Raw genomic sequence first — 22668 nt, 5'->3', positions numbered from 1 at the left:
TTGTAAATCTGTGAATTTTCAATATTATCAAGTGTTAAGCTATTGTTATTCAGTGTCTTAATTTTAATTAATTAATTTTTAGATACTTTAATTCTAATTAAATGAAACAAATTGAGAATTTAATTTTAACTAAAAACAGCTTTAAGGATCCAATATTGAGCAATCGATTGCACAAAGTGAAGATTAATTTAGATTTTGATAGATGTTAATGGGGGATAAATCATCGCAAAATAATCAACATGAAAGAGCAGGATACCGCCAAATCCTAAAATGTATACTTTTATGAAAATGAAATGAAAGAATAATTTTCGTTATACAGTTGGAAATTATTTGCTGATTTTTTGCAAAAGCAAACTGAATAAATTGTATTTAAATGATATTCCTTTATTTTGCCATTCTTTTGAGTATTAAATTTTATTAATGAAAAATCAGATTTTACAATAAATATAAATTATGAAATCTCAAAATACATCAAGCTTTTTACTATATCTGTTGATATTCTTATTGTTTTCATCGGGGATAAAGAGCCAGGATAAATTTCCCGACGGCAGTATAATTCCAAAATGGTTTAAAGAAAATAAGCCTACAGATATCAATAAATTAGGTGAAAAATATATTCTTACCGATCATGGAGTGAAAAACGACAGTACGGTTCTTCAGACAAAACAGGTTCAGGCGGTCATTGATCTTGCAGCTAAAAATGGCGGCGGTGTAATTATTGTACCCAAAGGAACATTCCTGATCAGTTCTGTATTCTTCAAACAGGGAACACATTTGCATCTGGAGAACGGTGCGAAATTAAAAGGAAGCGATGATATCAGTGATTTTCCGGTTGTGGAAACAAGAATGGAAGGACAGACTGTAAAATATTTTCCTGCATTAATCAACGCAGATGGATTGAATGGTTTTACCATTTCAGGAAAAGGAACGCTTGACGGAAATGGATTGCACTTTTGGAAAGCATTCTGGAAAAGACGCCAGTGGAACCCTAAGTGTACCAATATGGACGAAATGAGACCAAGAATCATCTATATTTCAAATTCTAAAAACGTTCAGGTTGAAGGAATTACCGTAAAAAATTCCCCTTTCTGGAGTACTCATTATTATAAAAGTGAATTTGTAAAATTGTTAAACCTGACAATTCTTGCACCAAAAGAGCCGGTAAAAGCCCCAAGTACAGATGCTGTTGATATTGATGCCTGCACGAATTTCCTGATTAAAAACTGCTATATGTCGGTGAACGACGACGCCATCGCATTAAAAGGCGGAAAAGGCCCGAAAGCAGATAAAACTCCTGAAAATGGTGAAAACAGAAATATCATCATAGAAGATAACAGCTTTGGGTTTTGTCACAGTGTTCTCACTTGCGGCAGCGAATCTATCCATAATTATAATGTGATTCTGCGCAACTCAAAAGTGAAAGATGCTTCGAGGCTGCTGCACCTTAAAATGAGACCAGATACTCCTCAGCATTATGAATACATTACAGTTGAAAATATCACGGGCAATGTTAAAACTTTCTTGTATGTAAAAGGCTGGAACCAGTTTTTCGATTTGAAAGGAGAGGAAAGGCCTAAAAAATCTTTAGCGAATCATATTTTGATCAAAAATATTGACATCAGTTGTGAAACGGCATTCGATGTTGAAAAATCAGACTTGTATGATTTGACAGATTTCACGTTGGAAAATCTAAAAATAAAAGCGTTAAAACCTAAAGAGGAAAATTTGGATGCTATTAAAAATTTGAAAAAAAATAAAGTAAATGTTTCCCGGGTTGCTTCTTTAGGTCAATCTTACGACAAAAAAGACGATTCCGACATTGCCGCAAAATGAGTTGTTTTTCTAAAATATTCGTTCCGGTATATTTATGCTCCCAATTATTGCATTCTCAATCTAAGGAAATTCAGTTCCTGAGTGAGACGGATTCTGAGCATACAAAAGAATGGGATTTTTGGATAAATGCCGGGAGTCAATATTTTAATGGATTGATTATGAAAAATTGGATTGGAATTATAGTCATTTTTATTTGTTCATCAATGTTTTCCCAACAAACCAATTTCAAATTTGATTTTGGTGGAAGCAGAACTCAGGATGGTTTTATTTCCATCACAGAACACTCTGAATTCAACAGGAAAGTGGGCTACGGATTCATGGATATTTCCGGCTTAAAATCAATCGACAGAGGAGGAAATGCTTTGACAGGAGATTATATTACGAGCGATAAACCTTTCTATTTTTCGGTGATAATTCCGGAAGGAAATTATGATATTAAGTTAAATTTAGGCGATTCTAAAGGAACTTCCCAAACAACAGTTCGTGTAGAAAATCGCCGTCTGATGTTGGATGATGTAAAAACAAAAGAAGGTGAAATGGTTGAAAAACTGATTACCGTTCATATTAAAGATAGCATTCTCCGTAATCAGGATGGAGTTGAAATTGGGATTGTAAAATTAAAGCCAAGAGAAAGAAGATACTTACATTGGGACAATGTACTGACGATTGAATTTAACGATAAAGCTCCAAAAGTTTGTGCAATAACCATTCAGCCCAACAAAACGGCGAAAACAATTTACCTGACAGGGGATTCCACGGTTGTAGATGCACAGTATGAACCTTGGGCCTCCTGGGGGCAAATGTTGCCCTGTTTTTTTGTTCCCGAAGAAGTTGTTATTGCCAATTACGCCGAAAGCGGGGAAACTTTGAAAGCCTTTGAAGACCGCCACCGAATTGATAAAATATGGAACAAGATTCAACCCGGGGATTATCTATTTATCCAGTTTGGGCATAATGACCAGAAGTATGGGAACAGCACAAAATCTGGTTATAAAAAAAGATTACAGGAATGGATTAATAAAGCAAAACAATTGGGAGCGATTCCGGTTTTAGTTACATCAATGAATCGAAGAGTTTTTGATAAAAATAATAAGATTGTCAATACCCTGGATGATTTTCCTGATGCCATGCGGGAAATTGCGAAAGAAGAAAATATATATTTAATCGACCTGAATGCAATGAGTAAAACGCTGTTTGAAGCGTTGGGACCGGAAAATTCTAAAAAAGCATTTGTTTATTATCCTGCAAATTCTTATCCCAATCAGCCGGATGCTTTGGCGGATGACACTCACTTTAATACGTATGGTGCTTATGAACTGGCAAAATGTGTGGTAAAAAGTATTGTCGATCAGAAGCTGCCTTTGGCTAAGTTTATTTCTAAAAAATATAAAGGTTTTGATTTAAATAAGCCTGATCCTTTCGAAAATTTCCATTGGCCGGAAAGTGTCTTTATGGAATCTTTAAAACCGGATGGAAACTAAAAAAATAACAAAATGAATATTCAATCTATAGTAAAGGCGAGCCTATTTTGTTTTGCGTTCGGGAATCTTCCCGCACAAAATCCGTGGCCAAAAACCACTGAAATGGCAAAGCCGTGGACACGATGGTGGTGGATGGGAAATGCTGTCAATGAAAAAGGATTGGATAAAGAACTGATAATGCTTCATAAAGCAGGTTTCGGAGGTGTAGAAATCGTTCCCATTTATGGTGCAAAAGGCTTTGAAAATCAATACATCAATTATCTTTCTCCGGAGTGGATGAAAATGCTTCAATTCACTACAGACAAGGCAAAAAGTTTGAACATGGGAGTTGATATGTCCGTTGGAACAGGCTGGCCAATCGGCGGGCCGCAGGTTGGTGAAGAAGATGCTGCCACAAAAATGATTGTCCAGACATATACGATTTCATCAGGTGAAAAGTTTTCTGAGAAAATCATTCTGAAAGATCAAAAACAAAAGGATTTAAAAACAATAAAGTTAGATATTGTAACGGCTTACAATGAAAAAAATGAAGCAGTTGTTTTAACCGATAAAATAACAAACGACGGCTCTCTCAATTGGAAACCGGATTTCGGGAAGTGGATAATGTATGCTGTTTTTACAGGTAAAACCTTACAAAAAGTAAAACGTGCAGCTCCGGGTGGTGAAGGTTATACCTTAGACCATTTCTCACCTGAGGCAACAAAAGATTATCTTAAAACTTTCGATAAAGCTTTTGGAAACTCAAACTACGGAATCCATTCTTTTTTCAATGACAGTTATGAGGTTTATAATGCCGACTGGACCCCTGATTTTAAAAATGAATTTAAAAATAAGAGAGGATATGACCTGAGTCCATACATCAAATATCTTGTCAGTAACGAAGAAAATGAGATAACAGGTAGAATTAAATCTGATTATAGGGAAACCCTGAGCGAATTGATTTTGAGCAATTTTACTAAGGATTTTACGAACTGGGCTCGTTCCAAAAACTCAAAAAATACCAATCAGGCTCATGGCTCACCTGGAAATTTACTGGATTTGTATGCTGCAGTCGATATTCCGGAGTCTGAAACTTTCGGAAGTACAGCTTTTGATATTCCGGGGCTGAGGAGAGACAGTGCAGATGTGCAAAAATCTGATAAACCAGATATTAATATGCTGAAATTTGCTTCATCGGCTGCTAATGTTACGGGTAAACAGTTAATTTCAAATGAAACTTTTACCTGGCTTACAGAGCATTTTAAAACCTCCTGGTCGCAGGCAAAACCCGAAGTGGAGCAGGTTTTTTTATCGGGAATCAATCACGTCTTTTATCACGGCACAACGTATACACCGGCCGATGTTCCTTTTCCGGGATGGCTGTTTTATGCTTCGGTTAATTTTGTTCCGGAAAATAGCTTGTGGCCCCATTTAATGGGATTAAATTCTTATGTAGCACGTACTCAAAGTGTTTTGCAGAGCGGGAAACCTGATAATGAATTGTTGATGTACTGGCCAATTTATGACCAATGGGCCAATCCGAAAGGGAAGGATATAGCATTTAAAGTTCATAACGTGGAAAAATGGCTGCAGCCAACTCCGATGTATGAAAATCTAACGAAACTAAGTAAAATGGGCTATGCTCTTGATATGGTTTCTGACAAGATGATTGGCGAAGCTAAATCGGAAAACCAGAAAATTCAGACTGCAAAAGAAGGATCTTCTTACCAGGTTTTAATCATTCCTGAATCAACTTATTTACCGGAAACTACGTTACATAATATTCTCAAATTAGCTCAAAATGGCGCCTCGGTTATTTTTCAAAATAAGCCAAAAGATATTCCCGGAAATTTGGAAGTTGAAAAAAGAAGAGCAGAACTAAAATCATTGTGGGCTCAGATCCAGTTTCAGAATCAGGGTGAAAATATAAACATTGCAAGCTTCGGAAAAGGAAAAATTGTTCTAAGTTCTGATATTGAAAAAGGCCTGGAATATTTAAAAATACAAAGAGAAAAATTAACGGAAACAGGATTGAAGTTTGTGAGAAGGCAGTTTGACGGAGGAAAATACTATTTCATTGTTAACCATACTGCAAAGGATATTGATCAGTTTCTTCCTTTTAACTATACAGGAAAACAAGCCGTCATCATGAATCCTGAAAACGGAGGTTTCGGAGTTGCGGAAACCCATAACAATTCCGTGAGAATTCAACTTAAATCAGGACAGTCTTTAATTTTAAAAAACAGTGAAACTGTCGATCATTCCATTGCAAAATGGAATTATACTGAAAAGACAGGTTCTCCTATCAGTTTAAATCAAGCATGGAAGCTGACTTTCAAAGAAGGCGGCCCCGAACTTCCAAAATCAAGGACTCTAAAAAATCTGGAACCCTGGACAAACTTTTCAGAAGATCCTGCAACACAGAGTTTTTCAGGAACCGGCGTTTATACAACCACATTAAATTTGAAGAATAAAAAAGCAGACGATTATCTTTTAAAATTCGATCAGCTATATGAAAGTGCAAAAATAATTGTTAACGGTCAGGAAGCGGGGATTGTCTGGAGTATTCCTTTTGAAATCAACATCGGGAAATATCTGAAAAAAGGGAAAAACACTATTCAGATTGAAGTTTGCAATTTGATGGCGAATAGAATACGTTATATGGATCAGAATAAAATTCAATGGCGTAATTATCACGAAATCAACTTTGTAAATATTAATTATAAAGCTTTTGATGCATCCGGTTGGAAAGTTCAGCCTTCCGGATTGGAAGGGCAAATTCAGCTATTTCCATTATATTATTCGAAATAGAATTAAAATAAGGTAAAATATATCAAAATAAATTGCGCAATCGATTGAATTATGTTAATTTAATAGTTCAAAATTATGAATATAAAATATAACTTTATTGTAGTGATCATTCTTTTTTCACATCTCTTTTCAGCGCAAAGGCAAATGGAGTATTTAAAAAGAGGAATTGTTGCAGTACCTTCAGAATCGGGGGTTTTTGTAAGTTGGCGTTTACTGGGTACAGAACCTCAGAATATTCAGTTTGATTTATATCGTATTGAAAAGAGCAAAAGCAAAAAACTGAACGAAAAACCATTGCTTAATGAAACCAGTTTTTTAGATACAACGGTGGATAAAACAAAGAATTACACTTATTTCGTAAGATCCAATACCCAGAATCAGGAGATTGATCAGGATTCTGCGAAATATGCTGCTAATCAAAAACCCTATTTTTCAATTCCTTTAAAAACTCCGGCCGGATATACGCCAAATGATGCTTCTGTGGCCGATCTGGACGGAGATGGTGAGTATGAAATTATCCTTCATCAGGCAGGGCAATCCAGAGACAACAGTCAGAAAGGTTTTACAGATGAGCCCATTATTCAGGCTTATAAATTGAACGGAAAGTTGTTGTGGGAAATTAACTTGGGAAAAAATATCAGGGAAGGGGCGCATTACACCCAGTTTTTAGTGTACGATTTAGACCAGGACGGCAAAGCAGAAGTCGTCATGAAGACGGCAGATGGAAGCAGGGATGGTAAAGGAAGATTCATCGGAGACCCTGCAAAAAATTATCGCAATGAGAACGGATTTATTCTTTCCGGACCTGAATATTTGACTGTTTTTAATGGTGAAACAGGTGAGGAGATTAATACAGTTCATTATGAAGTTCCCAGATTTGCAGGCAGTTTAAATCCAACTCCTGAACAAATGACCGAGACTTGGGGCGATGCAAAAGGAAACCGTATTGACCGGTTTTTGGGTGCAGTTGCTTATCTGGACGGCAAAAGGCCCAGCATCATTATGTCGAGAGGTTATTATACCCGAACGACGATCGCAGCCTGGGATTATAAAGATAAAAAGCTCAGTTTGAGATGGCTGTTCGATACGGAAAGTTCGGAAGAAAATAAAAAATACCGGGGTCAGGGAAATCATAACCTGAGCATTGCCGACGTTGATAATGATGGAAAAGATGAAATTATCTTTGGTGCAATGACGGTTGATGATAATGGAAAAGTCTTGAACAGCACGGGCTTTGGCCACGGTGATGCGTTGCACGTGGGTGATCTGGATCCTTCTTCTCCCGGATTGGAAATTTTCGATATTCAGGAAAGATTTGATGATGCGGGCGCCCATTTCAGAACCGGCGCAACAGGTAAAGTTTTATGGAAATTACCTTCTTTGATTTATAGTAAACAGGGCAAATTTCAGGGACCGGGAAGAGGACTGTCTTTAAATATCGATCCCCGTTATCAAGGTTCAGAATCTTGGGCGGCGGGAGCTGGTGTAAAAGGCATTTACGATACTAAAGGAAGAAAAATAAGTGATAAAAATCCTGCCTGTAATATGGGAATTTATTGGGATGGAGATTTTTTAAGCGAAATTTTAGACGGAACTTCTGTATCAAAATGGGGCTGGAAGAAAGAAAAGTCCAATCTAATTTTTGATGCTAAAGATTTTCAGTGCGAATCCAACAACGGGACCAAGAAAAATCCTTCTCTGGTTGCTGATTTATTTGGAGACTGGCGGGAAGAATTGATTTACAGAACTTCAGATAACCAGGAGCTCCGGATTTTCAGCTCTACCATTCCTACGAAGCACCGTTTGTATACGATGATGCATAATCCGCAATATCGGTTGAGCATTGTTTGGCAAAATGTAGGCTACAACCAGCCTCCCCATACTGATTATTATTTGGATGAATCTGTTTCAAAAGTTCCTTCGCCAAATATTTATACGGTTAAACCTTAAATTTTCTAAAATAAAAAATAATATAATTATGAAGAAAGTACTAATGAGAGTCACTTTTTCTGCGTTGATGTTCGGAGTTTTATATTCCTGCTCAGTTCAGAAACAAACGGCGGAAAAGAACATTAATCTTCCGGATAAAAAAGAAGTTTTGGACGTTTCACGAAGGGCAAATCAATATTTCATGAACAAATGGCCGGATGCGGGAAAGGAAATTGTCGGAAAAAAAGTCTGGCCAAGCAATCTGTGGACGAGGGCCGTTTACTATGAAGGACTGATGGCTCTGTATAAAATAGACCCTAAAAAAGAGTATTACGATTACGCTGTCGATTGGTCTCAAAAACACAACTGGGATATGATGCGTGATACCTACACCCGTAATGCGGATAATCAGGCTTGCGGACAAACGTATCTGGATCTTTATGAAATGGATGGCAAAAAAAATCCGGAGAGAATAAAATTTGTGAAAGCCTCTATGGACAGTATGATTGCCTCTAAAAAATCAGATGACTGGTGGTGGATTGATGCGCTTCAAATGGGAATGCCGATTTTTACAAAGCTGGGCAGAATTACAGGCGAACAAAAATATTTTGATAAAAATTATGAGATGTATGCCTTTACGAAATATAAGCATGGAGGAAATGGTTTATACAACCCAAAAGACAAACTTTGGTGGCGGGATAAAAGCTTCGTTCCCCCTTACACAGAACCCAACGGTGAAGATTGCTACTGGAGCCGCGGAAACGGCTGGGTAGTTGCAGCTCTGGCCCGGACGCTGGATGATACCCCGGAATCTGACCCGCATTATCAGGAATATTTACAGGATTACAAAGACCTGTTATCAGCTTTGTTATCTATTCAGAGGGAAGATGGCTTTTGGAATGCAAGCCTGCATGATCCTGGCAATTTCGGAGGTAAAGAAATGACGGGCACAGCTCTGTTTGTGTATGGAATGGCATATGGAATTAATAAAGGATTGATTGATAAAAAGACATATTTACCAGTTGTTGTAAAAGCCTGGAGTGCGATTGTAAAAGATTCTGTTCAGCCGAATGGATTTTTGGGCTGGGTTCAGGGAACAGGAAAAGAACCTAAAGACGGTCAGCCGCTTGCTATTGACAAACAGCCTGATTTTGAAGATTATGGTTTAGGCTGTCTGTTACTTGCTGCCAGTGAAGTGTATCAATTAAAATAACCAATATTCAAAATTGTTAACATTCATTGAATTAATATTAACATGACACTACAAGATGCGCAATCGATTTCATAGTATTAATTTTCAAATTCAATCCATAAGATAAATTATGAATGCATTATTAGGAGTTTTTTTTCACTTCTTAGGAGGTTTTTCTTCAGGGAGCTTTTACTTACCCTATAAAAAAGTAAAAGGCTGGTCCTGGGAAACCTACTGGTTAATAGGAGGAGCTTTTTCCTGGATCATTGTTCCGCCGCTTGCGGCATTTCTTACCATTCCTGGTTTTTGGGAAATCATTCAGAATGAAAGGTCTTCCATATTGGGACTGACATTTTTGTTTGGGGCTTTGTGGGGAATTGGTGGTTTTACTTATGGTTTGGGCGTTAGATATCTGGGCGTAGCGCTCGGAAGCAGCATTATTTTGGGGCTTTGTATGGTATTTGGCTCGCTCGTTCCTTCTATTTATTATGAATTTTCTCCGCAAACAGGAAAAGACAATATCGGTTTGCTGTTTTCCAGCCGATGGGGACAGTTTGTTTTACTGGGACTTCTGGTTTGTGTTATCGGAATTATCATCAGCGGAAAAGCAGGAATGATGAAAGAAAAAGAATTACAAACCGATTCAATAGATCCTCACGGGGTAGAAGTAAAAACGGAATATAAATTCGGACTGGGATTAATTGTTTCGATCATATCCGGGGTTTTAAGCGCATGCTTCAACTTCGGGCTTGAAGCCGGAAAACCAATGGCAATTGCAGCCAATGAAGCCTGGAAAATAGCTCATCCGGATCAGGGAGAATTCCTATTTCAAAATAATGTAACCTACGTTGTTGTACTTTGGGGCGGTATGGCAGTCAATCTGATTGGGTGTTTGTATTTAGCCGTTAAAAATAAATCCTATACTGATTATACTAAAAGAAACGTACCGGTTGTACGCAACCTGATTTTCTGTGCACTTGCCGGAACCATGTGGTTTTTACAGTTCTTCTTTTACGGTATGGGCGAAAGTAAAATGGGAAATGGTGCCAGCTCATGGATTTTGCACATGGCCTTTATCATTTTCATTGCTAATTTATGGGGTATTATTATCAAAGAATGGAAAGGAGTTTCCAAAAAAACGATTATAACCATTTCTGTCGGAATGATCGTAATGTTTATCTCTATTTTGATTGTAGGATACGGAAACTCTTTACGATAAACTTCATGTACGATTTTACATTCATTCATTCATTCATTCATATAGTTTCAGAGTTATAATTTTAGCTCTTTTAAAGGCACTGAAAAAAATCAGTGTCTTTTTATTAAAAGTAATTTAACTGTAAAAGGAAGTGTTCATTAAAAAAGGAGTTTTTAATTCACGGTTTAGTTAAGTATTTTGTTAAATAGTTGATGATTTACAATTGTTTTGTTGTTTATTTTACAATATAACTTAAATATTATGGTTGATAATGGTGAATTATGAATATTTCAATACAGGATATTGCAGGATGCCCGGGTTTTTGTAACGGTGTATTTTGGTAACATAAAAATTAAGATATGTCTTTAATAGTTAAACATAAAAATATAAAGCGAATCGTCTTTCCGGCATTTATGCTTTCAACAAGTTTTGTCTGGGGGCAAAAGGCGGTAAATGATTCTGTGAAAAACACAAAAGATATTGAGGAAGTAGTTGTTATCGGTTATGGTAAAGTTAAGAAGTCAGACTTAACAGGATCTGTTTCTTCAGTTTCCGCAAAAGATTTGGCAGCTACACCGGCAATGAATGCTTTACAGGCGCTACAGGGAAGAGCATCAGGTCTGAATATTGTGACAGCAGGCGGTGCTCCGGGAGCCAATGCAAACGTTACGATCAGGGGTGGTTCTTCCATAACTCAAAGTTCCGATCCGCTGTATATTGTAGACGGTTTCCAATTGGATAATGCTTTGAATGTGATAAATCCTAATGATATTGAAAGTATCGATGTACTGAAAGGAGCTTCTGCTATTGCCATTTACGGAGCCCGTGGTTCCAATGGTATTATTGTTATTAAAACTAAAAGCGGGAAAAAAGGAAAAACGATTATCACCTACAATACTTTCATGTCATTTGATATGCTTTCAAAGAAATTGGATATGCTCTCCAATGTGGAACAATATGTAAAGTATCAGTACGAATTGGGAGTTCTTCAGTCCAAACCATCAGCATGGAGTAATGTTTTTGATAATAATCTGGGGACTGATTCACCGGGATTTTATTCTGAAGCCTATCAGAGAATTGCCAATCGCTACGGATCGGCTTCCGCATTAGACTGGCAGGAAAAAATGCTGGGAGGAACAGGGTTAACTCAAAACCACAATGTAAATGTTTCTGTAGGAAATGATAAAACACAGGCATTCATCAGTTATAATTACAATAAACAGGATGGATTGCTTCAAAACTACAGCGAGACAAGAAATTCGTTACGTGCCAATATCAATTCAGAATTGTATAAAGGAGTAAGAGTAGATTTCAATACCATGTTTACAAACAATTCTGTAAACGGTGGAGGGGCTTATTCAGGAATGAAAAAAATTCTTCTCCAGCCTATTACCGGAGGTACATTATTTACTCAGGACCGTTTGTTCAATACTCAGACTTTCCCGGATTTTTCAGCTTTGGATTCTGGTTTTGATACAGAAAATCCGTACATAGAAACCCAGGCTTCAACTTCAAACAAGCGTACCAGAACATTCTTAGCCAATGCAGGTGTAGAATTTGACTTCCTGAAAAACTTCACATGGAGAACTGCCGGACAATATAGCTGGACAAACAGCAAATCAACATCATTTTCAGACAGAAATTCCCGTGCGTTTCTTACAGATCCTATCAATACAGGAATCAACGGAAGTATCGCCAATGCAGAAACACTCCGTTATCAGATCACCAATACTTTAAATTATAATAAAACTTTTGGTGAAAAACACAAAGTAAATGCTTTAATCGGGAACGAAATCTGGTATGAAGAATCCGAAGGAAGCAGCATGAAGCTTACCAAATTTCCATATCCTAATTTCGGACTGGATGATATTGCCAACGCAACGGTGGCAGATAAAAACACCGACAGATCGAGCATGAGCTTACTTTCCTATTTTGCCCGTGTGAATTATAATTATGATAATCGTTATTTAATTACAGGAACAATACGTGCGGATGGTTCTTCAAAATTTGCAGAAGGTTCCCGCTGGGGATATTTTCCATCTGTAGCGGGTGCATGGCGTGTTTCCCAGGAAAATTTCTGGCAGGGGCATAAGATCGATAAAATTGTTAATGATTTTAAATTAAGAATTGAATATGGGGTAACCGGTAATAATGGGGTCGCTAATAACCTATGGAGAACCAATGTCTTACTTACAGATTATCCAATAAATAATACTCAGGGATATCCGGCATACGTTACCAGTACAAACTGGGGAAACAGAGACCTTCAGTGGGAAGAACTGAGAACGACCAATATTGGGGTAGATCTCGCTTTTTTTAATAACAGAATTAAACTGACTTCCGAATGGTACAATAATAATGTAAGCAAAATGCTGCTTGAAAGTGTACTTCCCGTTTCTTCAGGATATTCAAGACAATATCAGAATATCGGTTCTATGAGAAACAGAGGGATGGAATTCACATTAAATACGGTGAATTTAAAATCAGAAAACTTCAGATGGACTACAGATTTTAATATTTCTTTCAATAAATCTAAAGTTCTTTCCCTTGAAGACGGAAGACAGGACAGACAGTTTAGTGTTGGAGGCAGCAGAACAGGAATGGTGACCTACTATGCAACGGTAGGAGAAGAGCTGGGCGATATGTACGGGTATGTTTATCAGGGAGTTTATACTACGGACGATTTTACCCAAAACCCGGACGGATCTTTAACCTTAAAGCCGGGTGTTGTAAAACCTGCAACCGGAACCCCTAAACCGGGCGATATGAAATTTGCTGCTGATAATGAAGCAGGAGATCAGTTTACAAGAAAAATGCAGAAGATCGGTAACGGTACTCCGGACTTTATCGGGGGAATCAGTAATAATTTCTCTTACAAAGGTTTTGACCTGGCTGTATTTATGAAATTTAGCGTCGGGAATGATATTTATAATGCGACTAAACAAAGTTTAAGCCCATATGCAATGTTCCAGAATGTTCCTTCAGAATTCGGAAACAATTATTACCATTTGATTGATCCTAATACGGGGCAGGCAACAACCAATTTAGTAAGATTAAAAGAACTGAATCCAAACGAAGATTCAAGCCTTTGGAGCTTAAGCAATACAAACACTTCAAATATTGCCTATCCATCATCATACTATGTAGAAAACGGTTCTTATCTGAGAATTGCCCAGGTAACACTAGGATATTCTTTTCCTAAAGAATTTTTGAATAAAGTGATGTTGTCCCATGCCCGTATCTATTTTACCGTTAATAATTTGGCGACGATTACAGGTTATTCAGGTTATGACCCTGAAGTTTCTGCGGCAAGCGGGGTGACTGTCACACCTGGGTACGACAGTTCTACGTATCCCCGTTCAAGAAGCTATGTTCTTGGTCTTAATTTAACTTTCTAATGATGTAATATTTAAAATCATGAAAAATATATATAATACTCCCGTGTTTTTAAGAAAATTAGTCATTCTTCCCTCAATTTTCGTTGCTGTTTTAGCGATGAATTCATGCAGTGACGATTTTCTGGATCAACCCGCTTACAATTCATTGGATACAGAATCCGTATTTAAAAATATAGATACTGCAGAAATGTTTGTTCTGGGCTGTTACAGAGGTATTGTTCCAACTGAAATGTATTATCAGTTAGGAGCCGGAGATACAGTAACCCACTCTTCAGAAGATGGCTCTACCAATAATTCCAAATATAATATTGCCAACTATCAATATGATGCGTATACTCCTAATACGGTAACGGGGATTTACTCTGCCATGTATGCAGTTATTGAAAGAACAAATATTGCAGTCAGCGGATTAAGCAAAATGGAAGCAAGCCCAAAACGTGATGCTTTATTGGCTGAAGTTAAGGCCATTCGTGCATTTTGTTACTATAATTTAATTCGTGTTTACGGAGACGTTCCTTCAGTTTTTAAACCTTTGGATGAGATGGATCCGAATGATCCGAATACATTATATCCAAAACGTACTTCAAGAGACGAAATTTATGATCATATCATTGCTGATCTTCAGGAATCTGTAGCAAACATTCCAAGTTTTGGACAAAGCGGATATGCAACAACAGAACGTTTAACAAAACATGGAGTCAATGCCCTATTGGCAAGAATTGCTCTGTATGCAGCAGGATACTCTCTTCGTTGGGACCTGAATACAGGAAGCGGAGCCATGATGTCGCGTCGCAATGATAACAGTAGGATTCAACAACTATATCAGATTGCGGATAATGCCTGTGCTGCTGTTATTAACGGAGGCGCCAATTCTCTGGTTCAGGCTCAGGGGGGCAAAAGTGGTTTTGAAGCCTTGTGGTTCAATTTCTGTCAAAGAAAATTTTCAGTGACCAACTCAGAAATTCTTTGGCAGGTTGCAGAATACGGGGCAAATACAAATTCGGCTTTCGGAGTCTATGCCAATGAAGGTTCTCGTGGGGGAACGTACGGATCAAGAAAGGCATTACAATTTATTCTTCCTAGCTATTATTTGTCTTTTAATCAGGGAGATACGCGCAGAGATGTTTCTTGTACTTCTTACAGTGTATATTTCTTAAACAATGGTAATGCAAGTGACACCTGGGTGAATGCCGGAACTACATTTTCCTGCATTCTGTCAGGTAAATTCAGAATGGGATGGTGTGTGGCTCCGCAGGCGGCTGATGCACGTAATTTAAATATTCCTGTGTTAAGATATGCAGATGTTTTATTAATGTATGCAGAAACTCAAAACTATCTAAACGGAGGACCTACTGCTGCAGGAATTTCTGCTTTAATGCAGGTAAGAAACCGTGCAGGAATAGGTGCTGTGCCGGCTCCGTCTGGTCAGCAGGCATTTGAAGCCGCTATTGTTCAGGAGCGTAAATGGGAATTTGCAGGAGAGTTTAATCTTCGTACAGATCTGATCCGTATGAATCGTTTGGCAAGTGAAATTGAAGCGACAAAACAGACGATGAAAAACTTGTCAAACAAAACAGGAGCCTATGCCAATACACCTGTTTACAGACTTTATAAACTAGAAAAAAATGCGCAGATTTATGGTGATCCGTTTTTAGCATTGAAATATATTGATATTACAGACCCTGCAGAAATTGCAGTAATCACTAATGTTCCGACGAGTTCTACAGGTTTCGCGAATTACCAGACAGCATTAAGAGGTATTGCAGTAACACACGGACAAACCACTACAATAGATGACAAATGGTATCCTGCGAATATGTTCCAGGCTTATAACAGTACATTTAACAGCAATGCAAAAAGAACAGCCGGATTCATAGGAGCTGCTGCAGGCCAGCTTCAGATCGGTAATATCATCTATACCAAACCAACCGGTTCAGCCGAAAACGGAGGAGTATATCCGAACTGGATTGAAGGTGGAGGAGATGGTCTTTTCTACGGATTTGTACCCAATAAAACAGAATTGTTGCCTTTTGCCGCACAGTCGGCAGGTCATCCGTTGGTTGATAATCCAAATCTGTCTCAGCTTCCCGGATACTAATCAGATTAACACTTAAAGTATATTTTAACTATTAACTAAATGAATTTCTGACTGCTGACATTTTATTAATGGTTAAATTTTTAAACCAACATTTTTAATCACAAAATATTAATTATAAATATCCTCAGCCGGATTGTTTTATAAAGATGAATTGACTGGCAAAGATTCAAATGTTAATTTATCTTTAAATACAGTATTTACCAGTATAGTACGGGATGCTGTAAAAAATATTACAGTCTAATTTTGGATAGAAATTCAGAAATATAAGTAAACCAATGGAAAAAGTAAAAACATTCAAATACGTAGACTATTTATGGGACGAAAACAAAGCTGCATCTTTCGGAAATAATCAGGTAGCTTTATTTTTATACCGCTCAAATATATTAGGGGCAGATTTAAGAATTACCAATTACGGAGGTGGTAACACAAGCTGCAAAACCATTGAAAAAGACCCGTTAACTAACGAAGAAGTTGAGGTGATGTGGGTAAAAGGCTCGGGCGGTGACATCGGAACACTAACAAGAAAAGGAATTGCCGGATTATACACAGAAAGATTGAGAAACCTGAAAAATGTGTACCAGGGCTTAGCAGATGAAGACAGAATGGTGGGCTTATTCAATCACTGTATTTTTGACCTGGAAAGCAAAGCTCCTTCTATTGATACACCTTTACATGGTTTACTTCCATTCAAACATATTGATCACCTTCATCCGGATGCTTTAATTGCAGTAGCGGCCGCAAAAGACAGTGAAAAAATCACAAAGGAAATCTGGGGTGATACAATGGGCTGGGTTCCATGGCAGCGCCCGGGTTTCGACTTAGGATTACAATTGGAAAAATGTTTAAATGATAACCCTGGGATCAGAGGAATTGTTTTAGGAAGCCACGGATTATTTACCTGGGGAGATACTTCTTACGAATGCTACATCAACAGTTTGGAAGTTATTGAAAAGGCTTCTGAATATATTGCTGAAAAAATTAGAGAAAAAGGACATGTTTTCGGTGGACAGAAAGTTGAATCTCTTCCTGCTGATGAGCGTAAGAATAAAGCCGCTCAGCTGATGCCGTTATTACGTGGCCTGGCTTCTTCCGAAAGCAGAATGGTGGGTCACTTCACAGACAGCGATGTGGTTTTGGAATACATCAACAGCAATGATTTGGAGCGTTTGGCACCACTAGGAACTTCTTGTCCGGATCACTTCTTAAGAACTAAGATTCAGCCGTTAGTTTTAACTTTAGATAAAAATGAAGATGTAAGCGATGCTAAAGCTGTTTTAGAAAAACTAACTCCTCTTTTCGAACAGTACAGACAGGAGTACACAGAATATTATGAAACCTGTAAACACCCGAACAGCCCTGCAATGCGTGATCCGAATCCGGTGATCATCATTTATCCGGGAGTAGGAATGTTCAGTTTCTCAAAAGATAAGCAGACAACCCGTGTGGCAAGCGAATTTTACGTCAATGCAATCAACGTAATGCGCGGAGCAGAAGCTATTTCAGAATACACTTCATTACCAAGACAGGAAGCTTTTGATATTGAATATTGGTTGCTTGAAGAAGCTAAGCTTCAAAGAATGCCTAAAGAAAAGCCATTGTCAAGAAAAATTGCTGTTGTTACAGGAGCCGGAGGCGGAATCGGACAGGCTATTGCAGACAAAATGGTTCAGGAAGGTGCTGTCGTTGTTTTTACAGACCTGAATCAGGAAATTTTAGATTCTGTTACAGAAAAATACAGCAAAGATCAGGCTGTAGCGGTTACTTGTGATGTGACTAATGAAGAGGCTATTGCTAATGCTTTTAAAGACACAGTTTTAGCGTTCGGTGGAGTAGATATCATTGTTCATTCTGCTGGCTTAGCGATTTCCAAATCATTGGAAGATACCACTACAAAAGACTGGGATTTACTGGAAGATGTTTTGGTAAAAGGTCAGTTTTTGATGGTGAAAAATGGGGTGGAAATCATGAAAAAGCAAGGCTTAGGAGGAGATATTGTTAACATCGCAAGTAAAAACGGATTGGTTGCCGGCCCTAATAACGTGGCATACGGAACTGCAAAAGCCGCTCAACAGCATATGACAAGATTACTGGCAGCAGAATTGGCAACAGATAAAATCCGAGTAAATGTTGTAAATCCTGACGGGGTAATTGTAGGAAGTAAAATCTGGGAAGGAGCCTGGGCAGAAGGCCGTGCAAAAGCCAACGGAATTTCTGTTGAAGAACTGCCGGCATTTTATGCAAAAAGAAATTTATTAAACGAAATTATCCTTCCTGAAGACATTGCAAACGGAGTTTTTGCGTGCGTTGCCATCTTAGATAAAACCACAGGAAACATCATCAATGTAGACGGAGGAATGGCAAATGCTTTCCCAAGATAATAGATTAAAAAAATTCATCACAAAAGGCTTTTTTTTGACACTTAAGTTTTTTTGAAAATCTTTGATTTTCTTCTTATGTGGACTTTTTCTTTCCATTGATTTAAACTTTTTAAAGCTTAAGTGTTCTAAAGCGTTTAAAAATAAAAAGCTTTTGTGTCTCTTGTGGTTAAAAATCAATTCAAAAAAATCAAATCATGATTATAGGAAAAGATATCATTGAACAATATAATAAACCAGAAATTGAAAACTTTACGACAGATTTCGATTTTCTACAAAATAAATTAACAAGATCAGGAGCCAATGTTGCTGAGATTGTCAACAAAATCGCTGATTTCCAGGTGGCTATTCCGAGCTGGGCTTTAGGAGCGGGAGGAACCCGTTTTGGAAGATTTTCCTATGGCGGCGAACCTTCTTCTTTAGAGCAAAAATTGGATGATGTAGGTTTAATTCATGCTTTAACGCATTCTGCAGGAGCTGTTTCATTACATATTCCTTGGGATATTCCAACTGATGTGAAAGCCATTAAAGAAATAGCTGCCTCTCACGGACTTGTTTTTGATGCCATGAATTCCAACACATTCCAGGATCAGGCAGGAGCTGAGTACTCTTATAAATTCGGTTCTCTGAATGCTGCGAATGAAGATTCAAGAGCCTATGCCGTGGAACACAACAAAGAAGTGATCAGGATCGGAAAAGAATTAGATTCAAAAAGTTTAACGGTTTGGCTGGCGGACGGAGCAAGTTTTCCGGGACAATTGAATTTTCAGACCGCATTGTCAAACACTGAAAAAAGTTTAAAAGAAATTTACGCAGGAATGCCTGAAGACTGGAAACTTTTCATTGAATATAAACCTTACGAACCGAATTTTTATTCAACCACAATTCAGGATTGGGGAACTTCGTTTATGTTGGCCAATGCTTGTGGTGAAAGAGCTTATACACTGGTAGATTTAGGTCATCATTTACCGAATACTAATATTGAACAGATTGTTGCAACCCTTATGTACAAAGGAAAATTAGGAGGTTTTCATTTCAACGACAGCAAATATGGTGATGATGATTTAACGGTAGGTTCCATTAAACCTTATGCCTTGTTCTTGATTTTCAATGAATTGGTGTACGGTATGGAAAACAATCCTCAAAACCCTTATCCGGCCTGGATGATTGATGCAAGTCATAACATTAAAGATCCGCTGGAAGATTTATTACAGTCTCTGGAAGCTATTTTAATTGCTTATGCACAGGCACTTCTGGTTGATCAGAAAGCATTAAAAACAGCACAGTTAAACAACGATGTCGTTGGTGCGCAGGATATTTTGCAAAATGCCTACAGAACAGATGTTCGTCCTTTATTAAGGGCTGCAAGACTGCAGGCAGGAGCCGCTTTAGATCCGATTGCAGCTTACAGAAGTTTAAAGGTAAGAGAAAATTTAATTGCTGAAAGAGGTTTAGAAACCAAAGCAACGGGATTATAAAACCCTGTTTTAAAACTGATAATTTCAACTTTTGAGTGCAATCGAAAGTTATTATTATATGTATCCTTATATTTTTATCATTAAGGTTGAAAGTGTTTAGATTATTGGGTTTTTAAGTAATATTGCTTAAAGAAATTAGTGGATTTTTTCTGATAATCTTAATATCTGAACACTCCTTAATGGTGTTTAAAACAAATTAGTATACTTTGTTGAGTAAAAAGCCTTTGCAAACTTAAAAACGTTTAGTAGTCAAATAAAACATTGTGAACTCTGCGTTTAAAAAATAGATTGCTTTGCTGCTTCGCTCCTCGCAATGACAAAAAATAAAAATTCATCCCAGGAATGTCTAAAAAAAAGGTAACCATTGTATTTGATATTGGAAAAACCAATAAAAAGTTCTTTTTATTCGATAAGAATTATAAAGAAGTTGTTCGGGAATATACAGAATTACCGCTCACTACTGATGAGGATGATTATCCTTCGGAAGACCTTGCAGCCTTACAAAATTGGATAAAAGATAATTTTAATGCCATTCTTGATAATGAAGAATATGAAGTAAAAGCCATCAATTTTTCCACCTATGGAGCGAGTTTTGTGCATCTGGATCAGAAAGGAAATGTTCTGACTCCACTATACAATTACACCAAACCAATGGATCAGGAAATTCTTGATTTATTTTATGAAAAACATGGCAGCAAACTGAAAATTGCCTGCGAAACAGCATCACCTCAGGCAGGAATGCTTAATTCAGGCCTGCAGTTATTCTGGTTGAAATATAAGCATCCGGAAATATTCAGAAAAATCCGTTACAGTCTTCATTTACCTCAGTATTTATCATATTTATTTACCGGAATTTGTGTGTCGGAGTTTACTTCGATAGGCTGTCACACCAATTTGTGGGATTACGACAAAGCGGATTATCACGACTGGGTATATGAAGAAGAAATAGATGCTTTATTACCTCCAATTGTGCCGACTTCTGCGAGTATCAATACTTCTTACAGAAATAAAAAAATTAAAATAGGTGTTGGGATTCACGACAGTTCTTCAGCATTATTACCTTATATTTTAAGCAAAAAAGAGCCATTTTTACTGCTTTCAACAGGAACCTGGAGTATTTCGTTAAACCCTTTTAATGATGAAAGTCTTACTGATGAAGATATAGAAAATAATTGCCTGAATTATATGCGGATTGATGGGAAACGTGTAAAAGCATCCCGTTTTTTCATGGGAAATGAATATAAAATTCAGGTTGAAAAATTATGCGCTTATTATGGAAAAGAATATGGTTTCCACAGAGAAGTACAGTTTGATCAGGATCTGTATTTGCGCTTAATGAAAAATAAAAACATCTATTTTCGCTTTGAAGGTATTATTTTGAAACGAAAAATGATCAGTGAAACAGATTTAAAATCATTTGCTACTTTTGAAGAAGCATATCATCAATTAATGATAGAACTGATGGATTTACAGATTCATACCATCAAAAATGCGATCGGGAATTCGGATATCGAAAACATTTATATCGATGGTGGATTCACTGATAATGATGTATTTATGAAGCTCATGTCTCACCATTTTCAGCATTACAATGTGATGTCTACCCATTCTCCGCTGGGTTCTGCATTGGGAGCTTCCATGGTGATTTCGAACAAAAAAATAGACGAAACTTTTTTACAGCAGCATTATCAGATGAAAGTGCTTCAACCGTTAATTCTTAATTTATAAAACATGGCATTTCCATTTGACACCCGTTACGCTTCGCTTGAACTTTTAATCGAAAAGGCAAAAAAAAGAATGCCCCGTTTCGCTTTCGAATATCTGGATGGCGGTTGTAATGAAAACATAAACCGGGACAGAAATACGAGCGAACTAAGAGAAGTTCTTCTTCGCCCGCGTTACCTGAATAATTACAGCGAAACCAACATGGAGACTGAATTATTCGGAGTAAAATATTCCGCGCCTTTCGGGGTTTCTCCTGTTGGGTTACAGGGATTAATGTGGCCCAATGCACCCGAAATTTTAGCAAAAGCAGCTTTTAAGCATAATATTCCCTTCATATTAAGTACAGTGACAACAAGCAGTCTTGAAAGAATTTCCGAATTAACAGAGGGAAAAGCCTGGTATCAGTTATACCATCCGAGAGAAGAATGGCTGCGCGATGATATTCTCGACCGTTGTGAAGCTTCCGGATATGATGTACTCGTTATTTTAGCTGATGTCCCGACTTTTGGATACAGAGCAAAAGAAATAAGAAACGGCTTATCAATGCCGCCTCAAATTAATTTCAGAAACGTTTCCCAGGCTTTGGTCAAGCCACAATGGTGTTTAGAGATGCTGAAACACGGCGTTCCGAGTTTTGCCACGATGAATAAGTATATGGATAAAAACATGAATGTGAAACAGCTGGGCCAGTTCATGAATGCTACATTTTCCGGCAGATTGAATTCAGACCGAATCAAGGCGATCCGCGACAAATGGAAAGGAAAATTAGTCATTAAAGGTGTTGCTTCAGACGAAGATGCGGCAGAAGCAGTTCGTTTAGGTTTTGACGGAATGATTATTTCCAATCATGGAGGAAGGCAGCTTGATGCGGGTGAATCTACGATTGCCGTAGTGAAAGAAATCAGTGAAAAATATAAAGGTCAGATTAAAATCATGATGGACAGCGGTGTAAGAACCGGTCCGGATGTTGCCCGTGCTTTAAGTTGTGGTGCTGAATTTACCTTTATGGGAAGAACTTTCATGTATGCAGTAGGAGCTTTAGGGGACAAAGGCGGCGATCATATTATTGAAATGCTTAAAATGCAGTTCAGACAGGTGATGGAGCAGGTTTGCTGTGAAAAACCGGAAGATTTGCAAAACTTCAGAGTGAAATAAAATCTTTGCGTTAAAA

At 37.6% G+C, this 22668-nt stretch carries 12 protein-coding genes; all 12 read left to right on the top strand.

Annotated elements, in window-relative coordinates:
* Positions 1–453 precede the first annotated feature (453 nt).
* Positions 454–1833, top strand: a complete 1380-nt coding sequence (locus CHRYMOREF3P_RS05470) for a glycoside hydrolase family 28 protein (protein ID WP_198424130.1) — start codon at positions 454–456, stop codon at positions 1831–1833.
* A gap of 158 nt (positions 1834–1991) precedes the next feature.
* On the top strand, positions 1992–3314 hold the full coding sequence (locus CHRYMOREF3P_RS05465; protein ID WP_077418000.1) for a rhamnogalacturonan acetylesterase: 1323 nt from the start codon (positions 1992–1994) through the stop codon (positions 3312–3314).
* Between the two features lie 12 nt (positions 3315–3326).
* The gene (locus tag CHRYMOREF3P_RS05460; protein ID WP_180564043.1) at positions 3327–6104 is read left to right on the top strand and encodes a glycosyl hydrolase; all 2778 of its coding nucleotides are present in this window, start codon (positions 3327–3329) and stop codon (positions 6102–6104) included.
* 75 nt (positions 6105–6179) lie between these two features.
* On the top strand, positions 6180–8054 hold the full coding sequence (locus CHRYMOREF3P_RS05455; RefSeq protein ID WP_180564042.1) for a rhamnogalacturonan lyase: 1875 nt from the start codon (positions 6180–6182) through the stop codon (positions 8052–8054).
* Between the two features lie 28 nt (positions 8055–8082).
* Positions 8083–9246 (top strand): glycoside hydrolase family 88 protein, encoded by a 1164-nt coding sequence (locus CHRYMOREF3P_RS05450; protein WP_198424129.1) that lies wholly within the window; start codon positions 8083–8085, stop codon positions 9244–9246.
* Positions 9247–9355: 109 nt separating this feature from the next.
* Positions 9356–10444: an L-rhamnose/proton symporter RhaT gene (gene rhaT, locus CHRYMOREF3P_RS05445; RefSeq protein WP_180564041.1), complete on the top strand. Its 1089-nt coding sequence runs from the start codon at positions 9356–9358 to the stop codon at positions 10442–10444.
* A 338-nt stretch (positions 10445–10782) separates the two neighbouring features.
* Positions 10783–13821: a SusC/RagA family TonB-linked outer membrane protein gene (locus tag CHRYMOREF3P_RS05440; protein ID WP_180564040.1), complete on the top strand. Its 3039-nt coding sequence runs from the start codon at positions 10783–10785 to the stop codon at positions 13819–13821.
* Between the two features lie 19 nt (positions 13822–13840).
* Positions 13841–15919 (top strand): RagB/SusD family nutrient uptake outer membrane protein, encoded by a 2079-nt coding sequence (locus CHRYMOREF3P_RS05435; protein WP_180564039.1) that lies wholly within the window; start codon positions 13841–13843, stop codon positions 15917–15919.
* Positions 15920–16194: 275 nt separating this feature from the next.
* A complete protein-coding gene (locus tag CHRYMOREF3P_RS05430; protein WP_180564038.1) occupies positions 16195–18297 on the top strand; it encodes a bifunctional aldolase/short-chain dehydrogenase in 2103 nt (700 codons plus the stop codon).
* A gap of 194 nt (positions 18298–18491) precedes the next feature.
* Complete coding sequence (locus CHRYMOREF3P_RS05425) at positions 18492–19772, top strand: sugar isomerase (protein ID WP_180564037.1); 1281 nt, start codon at positions 18492–18494, stop codon at positions 19770–19772.
* A 342-nt stretch (positions 19773–20114) separates the two neighbouring features.
* Positions 20115–21500, top strand: a complete 1386-nt coding sequence (locus CHRYMOREF3P_RS05420; RefSeq protein ID WP_077416303.1) for an FGGY-family carbohydrate kinase — start codon at positions 20115–20117, stop codon at positions 21498–21500.
* 3 nt (positions 21501–21503) lie between these two features.
* On the top strand, positions 21504–22652 hold the full coding sequence (locus tag CHRYMOREF3P_RS05415; RefSeq protein ID WP_077416305.1) for an alpha-hydroxy acid oxidase: 1149 nt from the start codon (positions 21504–21506) through the stop codon (positions 22650–22652).
* Positions 22653–22668: the final 16 nt, after the last annotated feature.

This window comes from Chryseobacterium sp. JV274, from assembly GCF_903969135.1.
Lineage (GTDB): Bacteria > Bacteroidota > Bacteroidia > Flavobacteriales > Weeksellaceae > Chryseobacterium.
This window is presented reverse-complemented; position numbering and strand designations above follow the sequence as displayed.

Bases quoted from the DNA above. Each gene is read 5' to 3' on its own strand.
- CHRYMOREF3P_RS05470 (WP_198424130.1), top strand. From the start codon at position 454: ATGAAATCTCAAAATACATCAAGCTTTTTACTATATCTGTTGATATTC.
- CHRYMOREF3P_RS05465 (WP_077418000.1), top strand. From the start codon at position 1,992: ATGAAAAATTGGATTGGAATTATAGTCATTTTTATTTGTTCATCAATG.
- CHRYMOREF3P_RS05460 (WP_180564043.1), top strand. From the start codon at position 3,327: ATGAATATTCAATCTATAGTAAAGGCGAGCCTATTTTGTTTTGCGTTC.
- CHRYMOREF3P_RS05455 (WP_180564042.1), top strand. From the start codon at position 6,180: ATGAATATAAAATATAACTTTATTGTAGTGATCATTCTTTTTTCACAT.
- CHRYMOREF3P_RS05450 (WP_198424129.1), top strand. From the start codon at position 8,083: ATGAAGAAAGTACTAATGAGAGTCACTTTTTCTGCGTTGATGTTCGGA.
- rhaT (WP_180564041.1), top strand. From the start codon at position 9,356: ATGAATGCATTATTAGGAGTTTTTTTTCACTTCTTAGGAGGTTTTTCT.
- CHRYMOREF3P_RS05440 (WP_180564040.1), top strand. From the start codon at position 10,783: ATGTCTTTAATAGTTAAACATAAAAATATAAAGCGAATCGTCTTTCCG.
- CHRYMOREF3P_RS05435 (WP_180564039.1), top strand. From the start codon at position 13,841: ATGAAAAATATATATAATACTCCCGTGTTTTTAAGAAAATTAGTCATT.
- CHRYMOREF3P_RS05430 (WP_180564038.1), top strand. From the start codon at position 16,195: ATGGAAAAAGTAAAAACATTCAAATACGTAGACTATTTATGGGACGAA.
- CHRYMOREF3P_RS05425 (WP_180564037.1), top strand. From the start codon at position 18,492: ATGATTATAGGAAAAGATATCATTGAACAATATAATAAACCAGAAATT.
- CHRYMOREF3P_RS05420 (WP_077416303.1), top strand. From the start codon at position 20,115: ATGTCTAAAAAAAAGGTAACCATTGTATTTGATATTGGAAAAACCAAT.
- CHRYMOREF3P_RS05415 (WP_077416305.1), top strand. From the start codon at position 21,504: ATGGCATTTCCATTTGACACCCGTTACGCTTCGCTTGAACTTTTAATC.